This is a genomic window from Bacteroides graminisolvens DSM 19988 = JCM 15093 (genome assembly GCF_000428125.1).
Taxonomy (GTDB): Bacteria; Bacteroidota; Bacteroidia; order Bacteroidales; family Bacteroidaceae; genus Bacteroides; species Bacteroides graminisolvens.
In genome coordinates this window covers 64,372-79,631 of sequence record NZ_ATZI01000013.1, presented here as the reverse complement: position 1 = coordinate 79,631, position 15,260 = coordinate 64,372, and the positions used below count along the sequence as shown (strand labels likewise).

Below are 15,260 nucleotides of genomic sequence, written 5' to 3'. Positions count from 1 at the left end.
ACAATCAGCATATTAAAAACTTTGGAAAGATACGAATTAAAGGTGAAATGACAATAAATGAATATAATAAATCAAGGTGTATATTAAATATGATGTTCAGGCATAACTTAGAGCTAACATACACTTAAAGGGAAAAAACTTTAGATACTGAAAGAGGAAGGTGCGTATTATAAATCCATTCAAAAAAAGCGTTATCTAGTTGATTTTTAAACAGAGAAATCTATTTGATGAAGCAATTTTTGCTATAATAAAATAATAATCATCTAATTTTGGCAGGCAATCAAAATCGATATAAGTCCAACAACTGGTGAATCAAAAAAATACATTAACCGCCGCATCTAGGATATTGAATCAATCGATATAGAACATTTCATCCAAAAGATTTGTAGGCTAATACTAAAATTACAAGCATAGTCAACCCTAAACATTAGTCATTACTAAAAAAATAACTCGAGTCACAAACTCGAGTTATTTTTTAGTATGGTCAACAATTTATCTCATGTGACCCTTATAAGAAAGTCTCTATTATTCAACGGAAGCATTATTTTCTTCTGTAGATTGAGCATCTTGGGCTAAATCTGTAGAATCAGCATTAACTACTTTCTTTGAACGGCGTGTACGAGGTGATTTTTTAGCAACAATATCTTTCGACATGTTATCGTTATAATCAACCAACTCTATGAAACACATTTCAGCATTATCACCTAATCGATTCCCTGTCTTAATAATTCTCGTATAGCCACCTGGTCGATCTGCTATTTTAGTCGCAATTTCTTTAAATAGTTCAGTAACTGCAATTTTATCTTGTAAATTGCTAAAAACTACGCGACGAGAATTTGTTGTATCATTCTTTGATTTAGTTATCAATGGTTCAACAAATTTCTTTAATGCTTTAGCCTTAGCTACGGTCGTAGTGATTCTTTTGTGCTTTATCAAAGAAGATGCCATATTAGATAACATAGCAGCTCTATGAGAAGCAGTACGGCCTAAATGATTGAATTTTTTATTATGTCTCATTTTTTATTCTTTTTCTAATTTGTATTTCGAGATATCAGTCCCAAATGTTAGATTCAGACTTTCCAGCAAATCATCAAGCTCGGTAAGCGATTTCTTTCCAAAATTTCTAAACTTCAGTAGATCAGTCTTATTAAATTGTACAAGATCTCCTAAAGTTTCAACATCAGCTGCTTTTAAGCAGTTAAGGGCACGAACAGACAGATCCATATCAACTAATTTAGTCTTAAGCAATTGTCTCATGTGCAAAACTTCCTCATCAAATTCCTCATTACCATCTATATCTGTATTTTCCAACGTAATCTTTTCATCAGAAAAAAGCATAAAATGATAAATTAGAATTTTGGCAGCTTCTTTTAACGCATCTTTTGGATTAATGGAACCATCTGTAGTAATCTCAAGTACTAATTTCTCATAGTCAGTTTTTTGCTCAACACGGAAATTTTCTACTAAATACTTGACATTACGAATAGGAGTATAAATTGAATCAATTGGTATAACATTAACATCTGTACAGAACTCCCTGTTTTCATCAGCAGGGACATAACCTCTACCTTTATTAATTGTTATATCAATTTGCATAGTTGCCTTAGAATCTAAATGACAAATAACCAATTCAGGATTTAACACTTCAAATCCAGTCAAATACTTACCTATGTCACCAGCCTTAAATTCACTAGAGTTTTCAACTGTAATAGTTACCTTTTCTGTTTCGAACTCTTCAACTACTTGCTTAAATCTTACTTGTTTAAGATTTAAGATTATGTTGGTAACATCTTCCTTGACACCAGGAACACTAGAGAATTCATGCTCTACACCTTCAATCCTAATTGTTGTTATAGCAAAACCTTCCAACGAAGAAAGAAGAATTCGGCGCAATGCATTACCTACTGTAATACCAAAACCCGGCTCTAAGGGACGAAATTCGAATTTTCCAAACTTCGGATCCGACTCCAACATTAATACTTTATCAGGTTTTTGAAATGCTAATATCGCCATGGAACTAATTATTATTTAGAATACAACTCAACAATCAAATGCTCTTTAATATTCTCAGGAATATCTGTACGCTCAGGAATATGAAGCAATTTACCTACTTTAGCATTGTCATCCCATTCTAACCATGGATATTTACTATGATTAAAGCCTGCAAGAGAATTACTAATTACTTCTAAAGACTTTGAACGTTCTCTTACACCAATAACTTGCCCAGGTTTCACCGCATATGAAGGAATATTAACAACACTACCGTCAACAGTTATGTGTTTATGACTTACTAACTGACGAGCTGCGGCACGCGATGGAGCAATTCCAAGACGGAACACTACATTATCTAAACGCCCTTCTAGTAATTGAAGCAAAATCTCACCTGTAATACCTTTAGCGGTCTCAGCCTTTTCAAACAAATTACGAAATTGTTTTTCCAAAACACCATAAGTATATTTTGCCTTTTGCTTCTCACGAAGTTGGATTCCGTATTCAGAAGTTTTTCTTTTTCTAGAATTACCATGTTGTCCTGGAGGATAGTTCTTCTTTGACAACACCTTATCGGCTCCAAAAATGCCTTCACCAAATTTACGCGCAATTCTAGATTTTGGTCCTGTATATCTAGCCATTATTATTTTTATTAAATTATAGTAATCATCAACTTAATTTGTTGCAGCCGCGATTACAGAGAAGAAAGAGTGCAATCCATAAACAAAATTAAGTCTCATTTTATTAATTAAACTCTACGTCTTTTAGGAGGACGACATCCATTATGTGGCAATGGAGTTACATCGACAATCTCTGTAACCTCAATACCAGCACCATGAATAGTACGAATTGCTGACTCTCTACCATTACCCGGTCCTTTAACATAAGCCTTAACTTTTCTAAGTCCAAGATCAAAAGCAATTTTTGCACAATCTTGTGCAGCCATTTGAGCTGCGTAAGGGGTATTCTTTTTAGAGCCTCTAAAGCCCATTTTTCCAGCAGAAGACCACGAAATTATCTGCCCTTCACTATTAGCAAGTGAAACAATTATGTTATTGAATGAGGAATGAACATGTAATTGTCCATTAGCATCAACTTTAACATTCCTTTTTTTTGCTGCAACAGTTTTTTTTGCCATATCAAGAATTATTATTTAGTAGCTTTTTTCTTATTAGCAACGGTTTTCTTTCTCCCTTTACGAGTTCGTGCATTATTCTTAGTACTTTGACCACGAACAGGTAAGCCAATACGATGACGGACACCACGATAGCAACCAATGTCCATTAATCTTTTAATATTTAATTGAACTTCAGAACGAAGATCACCTTCAACCTTAAATTCTGCACCAATAATCTCACGAATTGATGCCGCTTGATCATCTGACCAATCTTTGACTTTAAGATTTTTATCTACACCAGCTTTCTCTAGAATTTTAGCTGAACTACTGCGTCCTATACCATATACATAGGTTAACGCTATTTCTCCTCTCTTATTTTGAGGTAAATCTACACCAACTATTCTTATAGCCATAAAATAAAATATTTATCTTGCAAAAATAAGAAATTATCCTTGACGTTGTTTAAACTTAGGATTTTTCTTGTTAATAACATACAAACGACCGTTACGTCTAACAATTTTACATTCTGACGTGCGTTTTTTTAATGATGCTCTTACTTTCATATCTAAATTTATTTATATCTAAACACTATTCTTCCTTTGGATAAATCATAGGGAGACATTTCAACTCTAACTTTATCTCCAGGTAAAATCTTTATATAATGCATTCTCATCTTACCTGAAATATGAGCCGTAATCTCATGTCCATTATCTAACTCAACTCGAAACATTGCATTAGACAACGCCTCAACTATTATTCCATCTTGTTCTATTGCAGATTGCTTTGCCATAAATATTAAAATACTCAAATTCTTAAAACCTCATCAATGTAATCAAAAGTAGATAAAACATCAGCTTCTTTGTTCGTTATAGCTACAGTATGTTCAAAATGTGCAGAATAGGAACAATCTTTGGTTCTCACAGTCCAACCATCACGCTCCATAATAATAAGTCTACTGCCTAAAGTTATCATGGGTTCAATTGCGATGCACATTCCTGTTTTTAGTAAAGGTCCATAACCTTTTCTCCCATAATTTGGAACCTGAGGATCTTCGTGCATATTTCGACCAATACCATGACCTACAAACTCACGAACAACTCCGTACCCACTATTTTCACACAAATTCTGTATTGCGAAACCAATATCACCAATGCGTTTACCTACGACAGCATTATCTATACCTTCTAGCAACGCTTGTTTTGTAACTTTCAGCAAATGTTTCACATTGCTGTTAATTTCACCCACACCAAACGTATATGCAGAATCGCCACAGAAACCATTGAGGCGAACTCCACAATCAACAGAAATAATATCACCTTCTTTTAAAGTTACAGCACCACTTGGAATACCGTGAACTATTTGGTCATTAATAGATGTACAAAGTGTTGCTGGAAAAGGAGTACCAAAATTATTTGGATAACCTTTAAAAGTTGGTACTCCTCCGTGATCTCTTATATACGTTTCTGCTGATTTATCTAACTCTAAAGTAGTTACACCAGGTTTAATAAGTGAAGCAACATAACCTAAAGTTTTACTAACCAATAGATTACTCTCCCTAAGAAACTCAATTTCTTCTTCAGTTTTAAGAAAAATCATTTTAACAATCAATAAGCATTAACGGTTGAGCTAGCACTCCGACCTTTAATACGACCAGACTTCAACAATCCATCATAATGCCTCATTAACAAATGGCTTTCAATCTGCTGTAAAGTATCTAAAACGACACCAACTAAGATTAAAAGCGATGTACCACCAAAAAATTGAGCAAATTCAGCTTTAACCCCCAATAAGCCAGCAAAAGCTGGCATGATAGCCACAATTGCCAGAAAGAAAGAGCCTGGAAAGGTAATGCGTGACATAATATCATCTATATACTCCGCAGTACTCTTACCCGGTTTAATACCTGGAATGAAACCATTATTCCTTTTCATATCTTCAGCCATTTGAGTCGGATTAATAGTTATTGCTGTATAAAAATAAGTAAACAAAATAATCATCACAGCAAAAACTAAATTATACCAAAGACTCGTATGATCTGTAAAAGCCTGAATAATACTATTAGAAGTGTTAGCATTTGAAAAACCGATGAAAGTTATAGGTATGAACATAATTGCCTGAGCAAATATGATTGGCATAACACCGGCAGCATTAACTTTTAATGGAATATATTGACGTGCACCTCCATATTGCTTATTACCAACAATTTTCTTAGCATACTGAACAGGAATTTTTCTTGTTCCTTGAACCAATAAAATAGCAGCAGCAATAACCAACAGTAGGAAAACAATTTCTATTAAAAACATAATCAAGCCACCAGTCTTATCACTCATACGAGAAATTAACTCCTGAAATAAAGATTGCGGCAGCCTTGCGATAATTCCCACTAATATAATAAAAGAAATACCATTGCCAATACCTTTATCAGTAATTCTCTCACCTAACCAAAGTATAAACATGCTTCCTGCAGCCAATATAATCGTAGAGGTAAACATGAACAAGGTCCAATCTAATGAAGCATTTAAAGAAGGACCTGCTTGCATTTTCAAATTAAGTAAATAGGAAGGTGCTTGTACTAAAAGTATTAGAATCGTCAAATAACGAGTATATTGATTCATTTTCCTTCTACCACTCTCACCTTCACGCTGCATTTTCTGAAAATAGGGGACAGCAATACCCAATAATTGAATTACAATCGATGCTGAAATATATGGCATAATTCCCAAAGCAAAAATTGATGCATTTGAAAACGCACCGCCAGAAAACATATTTAACAGCGCAAGAAGACCCTCACTAGTTTGCTGATGCAGTTGAGTTAACATACCAGGATTAATTCCTGGTAAAACAACATATGATCCAAAGCGATATATCGCAACAAACAATATGGTTATGAGGATCCTTTGTCTAAGATCCTCAATTTTCCATATATTCTTTAATGTTTCAATAGCTTTTCTCATTGATCTAGAGTTTTACAACATTTCCGTCCAACGCTTCAATGGCACTAATTGCAGATTTGGAAAAAGCATGAGCTTGTACCTCCAATTTAATAGAGATGGTACCGTTACCCAAAATCTTAACTAATTGATTAGCCGAAACAAATCCCGCATCAACTAAATCAGAAAAACCGACAACCGTTAAATTTTTCTTTTCAGCAAGTTTTTGTACGACATCAATATTAATAGCTTTGTACTCTACTCGGCTAATATTTTTAAATCCAAATTTAGGCACTCTACGTTGAAGAGGCATCTGACCTCCTTCAAAACCTATTTTTTTTGAATATCCAGATCTTGACTTAGCACCTTTATGTCCTCTAGTCGAAGTACCACCTAAACCAGAACCAGAACCACGTCCTACTCTTTTCCTTGTTTTGGTTGAGCCAAAAGCTGGTTTTAAATTACTTAAATCCATATGGTAAAATTTTAAATTTCACAATGTTTATTTAACAATAGCAACCAAGTGCTTTACCTTACTCACCATTCCTAAGATAGAAGGTGTAGACTCATGTTCTACCACTCTATTTAGTTTTCGGAGACCAAGAGCATCTAAGGTACGCTTTTGGTCAATTGGAGCACCAATTCTACTTTTTATTTGTTTAATCTTTATAGTTGACATATTATATCCTCCTAACCTCTGAAAACTTTTTCAACACTAATACCTCTGTTCTGTGCAACCATACGCGCATCTCTCATCTCCGATAACGCTAAGATTGTAGCCTTAACCAAATTATGAGGATTCGAAGATCCCTTAGATTTTGCTAAAACGTCGGTAATTCCAACACTTTCTAAAACAGCACGCATAGCACCACCAGCAACTACTCCGGTACCATGTGACGCAGGTTTAATAAAAACTTCGGCACCACCAAATTTTGCAACTTGCTCGTGAGGAACTGTTCCTTTTAAAAGAGGCACCTTAGTAAGATTCTTTTTTGCAGCTTCTACGCCTTTAGCAATTGCTGCAGTAACTTCACCTGCTTTACCAAGTCCCCAGCCAATTACACCTTCTTCATTACCAACAACTACTATCGCTGAAAAACTAAAAGTTCTACCACCTTTAGTCACCTTTGTTACACGATTAATGGCAACTAATCTATCTTTTAGTTCTAAATCGTTAGTAACTTTAACTTTATTAATTCCTGCCATAATCATTAAAAATTAAGTCCACCATTACGTGCTGCATCAGCAACCTCTTTAATGCGTCCGTGATACAAATAACCATTGCGATCAAAAACAACAGTCATAATTCCTGCTTCTTGAGCTCTTTTAGCAATAACCTCACCAACTTTCGCAGCCTGTTCTTTCTTAGTTACTTTTTCATCAAAAGATAAAGAAGAAGCAGAAGCTAAAGTCTTTCCCGATAGATCATCAATTATCTGTACATAGATTTGTTTATTACTTCTAAACACACTCATACGAGGGCAATCCGATGTTCCAGATATTTTACTACGGACTCTATATTTGATTTTGGTACGTCTTTCTACTTTTGTTGTCATAATATTATCTATTATTTAAAACTTATTTAGCACCAGCTGATTTTCCTGATTTTCTACGAATAATTTCTCCCACAAATTTAATACCTTTACCTTTGTAAGGCTCAGGCTTACGGAAAGAACGAATTTTAGAACAAACCTGCCCTAAAAGTTGTTTATCGCAAGATTCCAAAATAATAAGCGGATTTTTATTCCTTTCAGATTTAGTTTCAACTTTTATCTCAGGTGGCAACTGAATAAATATATTATGCGTATAACCTAAAGATAAATCAATTATATTACCATTATTTGAAGCTCTATAACCGACACCCACAAGTTCAAGTTCCTTTTTGTAGCCAACAGAAACTCCAATAATCATATTGTTTATCAAGGAACGATACAATCCATGATATGCACGTTCTTGTTTGTCATCAGTCGAACGAGTAAGAGTAATCTCATTATTATCTAAGTTAACAGATATAACTGGATTTACATACTGACGTAACTCTCCTTTAGGACCCTTAACAGTAATAACATTATCTTTAAACTCTAATGTAACACCTGCTGGCACAGTAATAGGTAATTTTCCAATTCTAGACATTGCTTAATCCTCCCTTATTAATATACATAACACAATACCTCACCACCAACTTTCAGGTCAGAAGCTTCTTTGTTTGTCATCACTCCCCTAGAAGTAGATATTATAGCAATACCTAAACCATTAATTACTCTAGGCATATCTTTATAACCTGTGTACTTCCTCATACCAGGGGAAGATACCCTAATAAGTTTCTTGATTGCGTTAACTTTATTAACAGAATCATACTTCAAGGCAATCTTAATTGTACCTTGAGGTCCATCACTTACAAACTTATAATTAAGAATGTAACCTTTTTCAAAGAGTATTTTAGTAATCTCTTTTTTCAAATTAGAGGCTGGAACTTCTACTGTTCTATGATTTGCACTAATCGCATTTCTTAGCCTCGTCAAATAATCAGCTATCGGATCTGTCATATGAAATAAATTAATCAGGTCTATCCTGACAATATTTAAAATTTAACAATAATTACCAGCTTGCTTTCTTTACGCCAGGGATAAGCCCATTAGAAGCCATTTCTCTAAACTGGATTCTTGATATACCAAACTGACGTATATAACCTTTGGGACGCCCTGTAAGTTTGCAACGATTATGCAAACGAACAGGTGAAGAATTTTTAGGCAAAGCTTGTAAAGCTTCAAAATTACCTTCTTTCTTCAATAATGCACGTTTTTCTGCATACTTTTCCACTAACTTAGCACGTTTTACCTCACGAGCTTTCATTGATTCTTTTGCCATAATATCAATCCTTTTTAGCGTTTTTAAAAGGTAATCCAAATTCCTTCAGGAGTGCATAACCTTCTTCATCAGTCTTAGCCGTTGTTACAAAAGTTATATTCATCCCTAAAATTCTTGTTATACTATCAATATTTATTTCAGGAAAAATAATTTGTTCTTGAATGCCTAAAGTATAGTTTCCCTTACCATCAAATTTACTTTCAATCCCTTTAAAGTCTCTAATACGAGGTAAAGCAACTTTCACTAAGCGCTCAAGAAATTCGTACATCCTCTCTCTGCGTAAAGTAACCATAACACCAATTGGCATTTTCTTTCTCAATTTGAAATTGGCAATATCTTTACGAGAAATTGTTGCAACAGCCTTTTGACCTGTAATAGTAGTCATTTCATTAATTGCAACCTCAATAATTTTTTTATCAGCCACAGCCATACCTAATCCTTGATTAATGACAATCTTTTTTAACATAGGTATTTGCATGGTAGAAGAATATTGAAATTGAGACTTCAATTCAGGAGCTATACGCTCAACATATTCTTTTTTTAAACTAGCAGTATTACTCATTATTAAATCTCCTCTCCACTTTTTTTAGAATAACGTACTAAAGTCCCTTCAGAACTCTTTCTTCTACCAATACGAGTAGGCTTGTTTGTCTTAGCATCAACAACATTTAAGTTAGAGATGTGTACAGACGCCTCTTGCTTAATTATACCACCTTGAGGATACTTTGCACTAGGCTTAGCACTTTTGGAAACTAAGTTAATGCCATCAACGATTGCTCGCCCCTCTTTAACTAAAACTTTTAAAACCTTACCTGTTTTGCCTTTATCATCACCTGAATTGACATAAACAGTATCACCTTTTTTTATATGTAACTTATTCATGACTAAAGTCTTTTCTAAATTATAAAACTTCAGGTGCAAGCGAAACAACTTTCATATTTGTAGAACGTAGTTCTCTAGCAACTGGACCAAAAATACGGCTTCCACGTATCTCCCCAGCATTATTCAACAGCACACATGCATTGTCATCAAAGCGTATATAAGAACCATCAGCACGACGAATTTCTTTCTTTGTCCTAACAATTAAAGCCTTAGAAACTGCACCTTTTTTTACATCACTAGAGGGGATAACATTTTTTACTGAAACAACAATAATATCCCCAACCGAAGCATAACGACGACCTGTACCGCCAAGAACGCGGATACACAAAGCCTCCCTAGCTCCACTATTATCACACACTACTAATCTAGATTCTGCCTGTATCATAACTACTTAGCTCTTTCGATTATTTCTACTAATCTCCATCTCTTAGTTTTACTTAAGGGACGAGTCTCCATAATGCAAACTGTATCACCAACATTGCATTCATTCTTTTCATCATGTGCATGGTATTTTTTTGTCTTACTAACAAACTTACCATATATGGGATGTTTCTCTTTAAACTTAGCGGCCACAGTAATGGTCTTATCCATCTTGTTACCTAGCACAATCCCAGTTCTTTCTTTTCTTAAATTTCTTGCTTCCATTTAAGGCAATCATTTATTTATTTAATTTTCTGTCACGAAGCTCAGTTTTCATCCTAGCAATCGTTCTACGCAAAACTTTAATTTTTGCTGGATTATCTAAAGGAGAGATTGAATGATTCAAAACCAATTGGCTATAACTAATTTTCTCAGCTTCGATTCTTTCTACTAGGTCAACTGTAGACAACTCTTTTATTTCAGAATTCTTCATATGTCTTACGCATTTTGATTTTGAACATCATAATCACGCCTAACAATAAATTTTGTAGTAACAGGAAGTTTCTGAGCAGCTAACCTTAAAGCTTCTTTTGCAATCTCATATGAAACTCCTTCAACTTCAATTATAATTCTACCAGGAGTAATAGGCGCAACAAAACCTTCTGGAGAACCTTTTCCTTTACCCATACGTACTTCTGCAGGTTTCTTAGTAATAGGCTTATCAGGGAAAATTCTTATCCAGATTTGTCCTTGACGTTGCATATATCTAGTCACAGCAATACGCGCAGCTTCTATTTGCCTACCAGTAATCCATTTATTCTGGAGTGCTTTAATTCCAAAAGATCCAAAAGCAAGCTGATTGCCGCGCTGGGCATTGCCCTTCATGCGTCCCTTTTGTTGTCTTCTGAATTTTGTCTTTTTCGGTTGTAACATAATTCCTAAAATTCAAATTCGTTTAGCGATTATTTTTCTTTCTTTTGAAGTTTTTTCCGCCACTGTTATTTGTAGAACGTGCACTTTCTTTAGTTTGAGTAAAATTTGGAGCCAAATCTCTTTTTCCAAATACTTCTCCTCTACAAATCCAGACCTTAATTCCAAGCAGCCCAACTTTTGTCAAAGCCTCAGCATGACAATAATCTATATCAGCTCTAAAAGTGTGTAACGGAGTCCTTCCTTCTTTATACATCTCGGAACGAGCCATTTCAGCACCATTAAGACGTCCTGAAATTTGCACTTTTATTCCTTCAGCTCCCATTCGCATCGTATTTGCTATTGCCATCTTAATAGCACGTCTATAGGCTATTTTACCTTCAACCTGTCTTGCGATATTATTCGCAACAATAACAGCATCTAACTCAGGCCTTTTAACCTCAAAAATATTGATTTGAACATCTTTGTCGGTTATTTTCTTAAGCTCTTCCTTAAGTTTATCAACCTCTTGTCCTCCCTTACCAATAATAATACCAGGACGAGCTGTGCATACTGTAATAGTAACCAATTTTAGCGTCCTTTCAATTATAATACGAGATATGCTCGCTTTTGCTAACCTAGCATTTAAATATTTACGAATCTTGCTATCTTCAAGCAAAGAATCACCATAATCATTTCCACCATACCAGTTAGAATCCCAACCTCTAATGATTCCCAAACGATTACTAATTGGATTAACTTTTTGTCCCATGTAGCATTTATTTAATCTTCATTATTACTCTTAGCATCAACGAACAAAGTTACGTGATTTGAACGTTTGCGAATTCTGTAACCTCTCCCTTGAGGAGCTGGTCTCATTCTCTTTAATGTTGAACCACAATCAACAAAAACTTTTGTAACAAACAGTTCTCCACCTTCAGCTTTACGTTCGTTTTTCTGTTCCCAATTGGCAATCGCTGAGCGTAATAGTTTCTCTACTCTCGAAGATGCTTCCTTAGATGAAAATCGTAACACACCAAGTGCTTTATTTACTTCCATTCCACGAATCATGTCAACAACAAGACGCATTTTCCGAGGAGAAGTAGGAACATTTTGCAGCTTTGCAAAATATGTAGCTTTAAGGGCTTCTTTTCTTTTATCTGCCGATATTTTTTTTCTTGTTCCCATTATAACTTAATTTTTCCTTATAATCATTACTTTTTCTTATTACCTGCATGTCCTCTGAAGGTACGTGTTGGGGCAAATTCTCCAAGTTTATGACCTACCATATTCTCGGTAACATATACAGGTATAAATTTATTCCCATTATGTACTGCAACAGTGTGGCCAACAAAGTCTGGCGATATCATTGAAGCCCTAGCCCATGTTTTAACAACAGCCTTTTTCCCAGATTCATTCATTGCAAGAACTTTTCCTTCAAGCTTAACATTAATATAGGGACCTTTTTTTAATGAACGACTCATAACTTACTAATTAATCAGATTACTTTTTCCTTCTCTCAATAATATACTTAGAAGATTGCTTTTTAGGAGCTCTCGTTTTAAGTCCTTTTGCATATAGACCTTTACGAGATCTTGGGTGACCTCCAGAAGCACGTCCTTCACCACCACCCATTGGGTGATCAACAGGGTTCATTACAACTCCACGATTTCGAGGACGGCGTCCCATCCATCTTGATCGGCCTGCTTTACCAGAACTCTCAAGTGCATGATCTGAATTACCAACACTACCTATAGTCGCTTTACAAGTACTCAAAATCTGCCTAACTTCCCCAGAAGGCAATTTAATAACGCAATACTTGCCTTCTCTTGATGTTAATTGGGCAAAATTACCAGCAGAACGAACAAAAGCTGCTCCTTGACCGGGGCGTAACTCTATATTATGAATCACAGTACCAACAGGAATATTTTGAAGAGGTAAAGTATTCCCTATTTCAGGTGCAGCATCCGCACCTGACAATAATGTAACACCTACTTGCAAACCATTAGGCGCAATGATATAACGTTTCTCACCATCAGCATAGTACAACAACGCAATGCGAGCTGAACGATTTGGGTCATACTCAATTGTCTTAACTACCGCAGGAACACCATCCTTATTTCTCTTGAAGTCAACAACACGAATAACCTTCTTATGACCGCCTCCAATGTAACGCATTGTCATTTTACCGACATTATTACGGCCTCCAGAAGACTTCTTACCATATACAAGAGATTTTTCTGGTACTTGAGCAGTTATATCATCAAAAGTACCAATAATCTTATGTCTTTGCCCTGGTGTTGTGGGCTTAAATTTACGTACTGCCATTTTAAATATTGCTATAAAAATCTATAGAATCACCATCTTTTAAAGTTACTATTGCTTTCTTAAAAGCATTAGTACGACCTTTGATAATACCAGCGCGCGTGTAACGACTTTTAGTTTTGCCAGCATATCTTGTTGTATTAACATCCACAACAGTAACATTGTAATGCATTTCAACTTCTCTCTTTATTTCTAATTTATTAGCTTCAGGACGTACAATAAAACCGAAACGATTAAGTTTATCAGTTATTGCAGTCATTTTCTCCGTCACCAATGGTTTAATTATAATTCCCATTATACTACTCCTTTAAATTGAAACTTTATCAAAATATGATAGCGAACTTTCAGTAAACACAACAACATCAGAATTCAACACTCTATAAGTATTGAGCCCAGATGTAGTTTGCACAGAAGCACCAGCAATGTTACGAGCCGACAAATATACGTTTTTATTCGTTTCCAATAGAATCATTAACAGCTTTTTATTGGAAATATTAAGTTTTTTTGTCAAACTTACAAATTCTCTAGTCTTAGGAACCTCAAAAGTGAAATCTTCAAGCACTATGATCGCATCATACTTAGCCTTATAAGAAAGGGCTGATTTACGAGCCAACGCTTTCACTTTTTTATTGAGCTTAAAGAAATAGTCGCGAGGTCTTGGACCGAAAACTCTACCACCACCAACTAAAACAGGAGAATTCATATCGCCTCGTCGAGCTCCCCCACCGCCCTTTTGACGACCAATTTTGCGGGTAGAACCGCTAATTTCACTTCTTTCCTTAGATTTATGTGTACCTTGACGCTGATTTGCCATAAATTGCTTTACGTCCAGATAAATAGCATGATCATTGGGTTCAATACCGAAGATAGATTCGTTTAACGTAACCTTTCTTCCAGTGGCTTCACCATTTATATTATATACGTTAACTTCCATTACTTTTCAATTATTACGATTGAACCTTTACAACCAGGGACAGAACCTTTAATCAACAAAAGATTGTGTTCCTCAATCACTTTTAAAACTTTAAGATTTTGCACTGTAACTCTGTCTCCTCCAAGTTGGCCTCCCATTCGCATTCCTTTAAAAACCTTTGCAGGATACGAGCAAGCGCCAATAGAACCCGGTTTACGAGCACGATTATGCTGTCCATGTGTCGATTGCCCAACACCTCCAAAACCATGGCGCTTTACAACACCTTGAAAACCTTTACCTTTAGATGTTCCAATTACATCTACAAAATCCTCATCACTAAATAAGGAAACATTAATCGTGTCTCCTAAATTAAAGACCTGATCGAAATCCTTAAACTCAGCCAAGTGTCTCTTGGGCGTAACTCCAGCTCTCTTAAAATGGCCCATCAAGGGCTTCGTAGTATGTTTCTCTTTTTTTTCTTGAAAACCTAACTGCAAAGCTTCGTAACCATCTACTTTAGACGTTTTCACCTGAGTAACTACACAAGGACCTGCTTCGATAACAGTGCATGGTACATTTTTACCATCGGCACTGAAAACGGATGTCATTCCGATTTTCTTTCCTAATAATCCTGGCATTTCACTAACTTATTAAATTATCAAACTTTAATTTCAACCTCAACTCCACTTGGCAACTCAAGCTTCATTAATGCATCAACTGTTTTAGCAGTCGAACTATAAATATCTATCAACCTTTTGTACGAAGAAAGTTCAAATTGCTCCCTAGACTTCTTGTTTACAAAAGTAGATCTATTTACCGTAAAAATACGTTTATGAGTAGGCAACGGTATAGGCCCACTAACAATAGCACCAGTACTTTTTACAGTTTTTACAATCTTTTCAGCCGACTTATCAACCAAATTATGATCGTATGATTTTAATTTAATTCTAATTTTTTGACTCATCTT

The 15,260-nt window shown here is 35.2% G+C and carries 30 protein-coding genes; all 30 read right to left on the bottom strand.

The annotated features are described in order from the left end of the window. Nucleotides 1-525: 525 nt before the first annotated feature. Nucleotides 526-1,017, bottom strand: coding sequence for a 50S ribosomal protein L17 (gene rplQ / locus C511_RS0109815; protein ID WP_024997574.1), 492 nt, complete (start codon nucleotides 1,015-1,017; stop codon nucleotides 526-528). 3 nt (nucleotides 1,018-1,020) lie between these two features. After that, the gene (locus tag C511_RS0109810) at nucleotides 1,021-2,013 is read right to left on the bottom strand and encodes a DNA-directed RNA polymerase subunit alpha (protein ID WP_024997575.1); all 993 of its coding nucleotides are present in this window, start codon (nucleotides 2,011-2,013) and stop codon (nucleotides 1,021-1,023) included. An 11-nt stretch (nucleotides 2,014-2,024) separates the two neighbouring features. Next, on the bottom strand, nucleotides 2,025-2,630 hold the full coding sequence (rpsD, locus tag C511_RS0109805) for a 30S ribosomal protein S4 (RefSeq protein WP_024997576.1): 606 nt from the start codon (nucleotides 2,628-2,630) through the stop codon (nucleotides 2,025-2,027). Between the two features lie 107 nt (nucleotides 2,631-2,737). Next, nucleotides 2,738-3,127 (bottom strand): 30S ribosomal protein S11, encoded by a 390-nt coding sequence (rpsK, locus tag C511_RS0109800; protein ID WP_007212088.1) that lies wholly within the window; start codon nucleotides 3,125-3,127, stop codon nucleotides 2,738-2,740. An 11-nt stretch (nucleotides 3,128-3,138) separates the two neighbouring features. Beyond that, a complete protein-coding gene (gene rpsM, locus C511_RS0109795; protein WP_024997577.1) occupies nucleotides 3,139-3,519 on the bottom strand; it encodes a 30S ribosomal protein S13 in 381 nt (126 codons plus the stop codon). Between the two features lie 33 nt (nucleotides 3,520-3,552). After that, nucleotides 3,553-3,669 carry a type B 50S ribosomal protein L36 gene (gene ykgO, locus C511_RS17555; protein WP_081698298.1) on the bottom strand — a complete coding sequence of 39 codons (117 nt, stop codon included), beginning with the start codon at nucleotides 3,667-3,669 and terminating at the stop codon, nucleotides 3,553-3,555. An 8-nt stretch (nucleotides 3,670-3,677) separates the two neighbouring features. Beyond that, nucleotides 3,678-3,896, bottom strand: a complete 219-nt coding sequence (gene infA / locus C511_RS0109790) for a translation initiation factor IF-1 (RefSeq protein WP_024997578.1) — start codon at nucleotides 3,894-3,896, stop codon at nucleotides 3,678-3,680. A gap of 14 nt (nucleotides 3,897-3,910) precedes the next feature. Then, complete coding sequence (map, locus tag C511_RS0109785) at nucleotides 3,911-4,702, bottom strand: type I methionyl aminopeptidase (protein WP_024997579.1); 792 nt, start codon at nucleotides 4,700-4,702, stop codon at nucleotides 3,911-3,913. An 8-nt stretch (nucleotides 4,703-4,710) separates the two neighbouring features. Further along, nucleotides 4,711-6,060 (bottom strand): preprotein translocase subunit SecY, encoded by a 1,350-nt coding sequence (gene secY / locus C511_RS0109780; RefSeq protein WP_024997580.1) that lies wholly within the window; start codon nucleotides 6,058-6,060, stop codon nucleotides 4,711-4,713. A 4-nt stretch (nucleotides 6,061-6,064) separates the two neighbouring features. Continuing rightward, nucleotides 6,065-6,511 (bottom strand): 50S ribosomal protein L15, encoded by a 447-nt coding sequence (rplO, locus tag C511_RS0109775; RefSeq protein WP_024997581.1) that lies wholly within the window; start codon nucleotides 6,509-6,511, stop codon nucleotides 6,065-6,067. 27 nt (nucleotides 6,512-6,538) lie between these two features. Next, a complete protein-coding gene (gene rpmD / locus C511_RS0109770) occupies nucleotides 6,539-6,715 on the bottom strand; it encodes a 50S ribosomal protein L30 (RefSeq protein WP_024997582.1) in 177 nt (58 codons plus the stop codon). 11 nt (nucleotides 6,716-6,726) lie between these two features. Beyond that, nucleotides 6,727-7,242 carry a 30S ribosomal protein S5 gene (gene rpsE / locus C511_RS0109765; protein ID WP_024997583.1) on the bottom strand — a complete coding sequence of 172 codons (516 nt, stop codon included), beginning with the start codon at nucleotides 7,240-7,242 and terminating at the stop codon, nucleotides 6,727-6,729. Between the two features lie 5 nt (nucleotides 7,243-7,247). After that, nucleotides 7,248-7,592, bottom strand: a complete 345-nt coding sequence (gene rplR / locus C511_RS0109760) for a 50S ribosomal protein L18 (protein ID WP_024997584.1) — start codon at nucleotides 7,590-7,592, stop codon at nucleotides 7,248-7,250. A gap of 22 nt (nucleotides 7,593-7,614) precedes the next feature. Then, a complete protein-coding gene (gene rplF, locus C511_RS0109755) occupies nucleotides 7,615-8,169 on the bottom strand; it encodes a 50S ribosomal protein L6 (protein WP_024997585.1) in 555 nt (184 codons plus the stop codon). Between the two features lie 17 nt (nucleotides 8,170-8,186). Next, nucleotides 8,187-8,582 carry a 30S ribosomal protein S8 gene (gene rpsH / locus C511_RS0109750; RefSeq protein ID WP_024997586.1) on the bottom strand — a complete coding sequence of 132 codons (396 nt, stop codon included), beginning with the start codon at nucleotides 8,580-8,582 and terminating at the stop codon, nucleotides 8,187-8,189. A gap of 52 nt (nucleotides 8,583-8,634) precedes the next feature. Next, on the bottom strand, nucleotides 8,635-8,904 hold the full coding sequence (gene rpsN / locus C511_RS0109745; protein WP_024997587.1) for a 30S ribosomal protein S14: 270 nt from the start codon (nucleotides 8,902-8,904) through the stop codon (nucleotides 8,635-8,637). Between the two features lie 4 nt (nucleotides 8,905-8,908). Continuing rightward, complete coding sequence (rplE, locus tag C511_RS0109740; RefSeq protein WP_024997588.1) at nucleotides 8,909-9,466, bottom strand: 50S ribosomal protein L5; 558 nt, start codon at nucleotides 9,464-9,466, stop codon at nucleotides 8,909-8,911. 2 nt (nucleotides 9,467-9,468) lie between these two features. After that, nucleotides 9,469-9,786 carry a 50S ribosomal protein L24 gene (gene rplX, locus C511_RS0109735; protein ID WP_024997589.1) on the bottom strand — a complete coding sequence of 106 codons (318 nt, stop codon included), beginning with the start codon at nucleotides 9,784-9,786 and terminating at the stop codon, nucleotides 9,469-9,471. A gap of 19 nt (nucleotides 9,787-9,805) precedes the next feature. Next, nucleotides 9,806-10,171, bottom strand: coding sequence for a 50S ribosomal protein L14 (rplN, locus tag C511_RS0109730; RefSeq protein WP_024997590.1), 366 nt, complete (start codon nucleotides 10,169-10,171; stop codon nucleotides 9,806-9,808). A gap of 2 nt (nucleotides 10,172-10,173) precedes the next feature. Continuing rightward, on the bottom strand, nucleotides 10,174-10,431 hold the full coding sequence (gene rpsQ / locus C511_RS0109725; RefSeq protein WP_024997591.1) for a 30S ribosomal protein S17: 258 nt from the start codon (nucleotides 10,429-10,431) through the stop codon (nucleotides 10,174-10,176). A 13-nt stretch (nucleotides 10,432-10,444) separates the two neighbouring features. Next, nucleotides 10,445-10,639, bottom strand: a complete 195-nt coding sequence (rpmC, locus tag C511_RS16625; RefSeq protein WP_034782149.1) for a 50S ribosomal protein L29 — start codon at nucleotides 10,637-10,639, stop codon at nucleotides 10,445-10,447. 5 nt (nucleotides 10,640-10,644) lie between these two features. Then, nucleotides 10,645-11,079: a 50S ribosomal protein L16 gene (rplP, locus tag C511_RS0109720; protein ID WP_024997592.1), complete on the bottom strand. Its 435-nt coding sequence runs from the start codon at nucleotides 11,077-11,079 to the stop codon at nucleotides 10,645-10,647. A 22-nt stretch (nucleotides 11,080-11,101) separates the two neighbouring features. After that, nucleotides 11,102-11,827: a 30S ribosomal protein S3 gene (gene rpsC, locus C511_RS0109715; protein ID WP_024997593.1), complete on the bottom strand. Its 726-nt coding sequence runs from the start codon at nucleotides 11,825-11,827 to the stop codon at nucleotides 11,102-11,104. 11 nt (nucleotides 11,828-11,838) lie between these two features. Beyond that, nucleotides 11,839-12,243 (bottom strand): 50S ribosomal protein L22, encoded by a 405-nt coding sequence (gene rplV / locus C511_RS0109710; RefSeq protein ID WP_024997594.1) that lies wholly within the window; start codon nucleotides 12,241-12,243, stop codon nucleotides 11,839-11,841. 26 nt (nucleotides 12,244-12,269) lie between these two features. After that, nucleotides 12,270-12,539, bottom strand: a complete 270-nt coding sequence (gene rpsS / locus C511_RS0109705) for a 30S ribosomal protein S19 (protein WP_024997595.1) — start codon at nucleotides 12,537-12,539, stop codon at nucleotides 12,270-12,272. Nucleotides 12,540-12,558: 19 nt separating this feature from the next. Next, a complete protein-coding gene (gene rplB / locus C511_RS0109700) occupies nucleotides 12,559-13,383 on the bottom strand; it encodes a 50S ribosomal protein L2 (RefSeq protein WP_024997596.1) in 825 nt (274 codons plus the stop codon). Between the two features lies 1 nt (nucleotide 13,384). Then, the gene (gene rplW / locus C511_RS0109695) at nucleotides 13,385-13,675 is read right to left on the bottom strand and encodes a 50S ribosomal protein L23 (protein WP_024997597.1); all 291 of its coding nucleotides are present in this window, start codon (nucleotides 13,673-13,675) and stop codon (nucleotides 13,385-13,387) included. A 12-nt stretch (nucleotides 13,676-13,687) separates the two neighbouring features. Continuing rightward, the gene (gene rplD, locus C511_RS0109690; protein ID WP_024997598.1) at nucleotides 13,688-14,314 is read right to left on the bottom strand and encodes a 50S ribosomal protein L4; all 627 of its coding nucleotides are present in this window, start codon (nucleotides 14,312-14,314) and stop codon (nucleotides 13,688-13,690) included. Beyond that, on the bottom strand, nucleotides 14,314-14,931 hold the full coding sequence (gene rplC / locus C511_RS0109685) for a 50S ribosomal protein L3 (protein ID WP_024997599.1): 618 nt from the start codon (nucleotides 14,929-14,931) through the stop codon (nucleotides 14,314-14,316). The genes rplD and rplC overlap by 1 nt, the downstream gene beginning before the upstream one ends. 20 nt (nucleotides 14,932-14,951) lie before the next feature. Further along, nucleotides 14,952-15,257 carry a 30S ribosomal protein S10 gene (rpsJ, locus tag C511_RS0109680; protein ID WP_024997600.1) on the bottom strand — a complete coding sequence of 102 codons (306 nt, stop codon included), beginning with the start codon at nucleotides 15,255-15,257 and terminating at the stop codon, nucleotides 14,952-14,954. Nucleotides 15,258-15,260 lie beyond the last annotated feature (3 nt).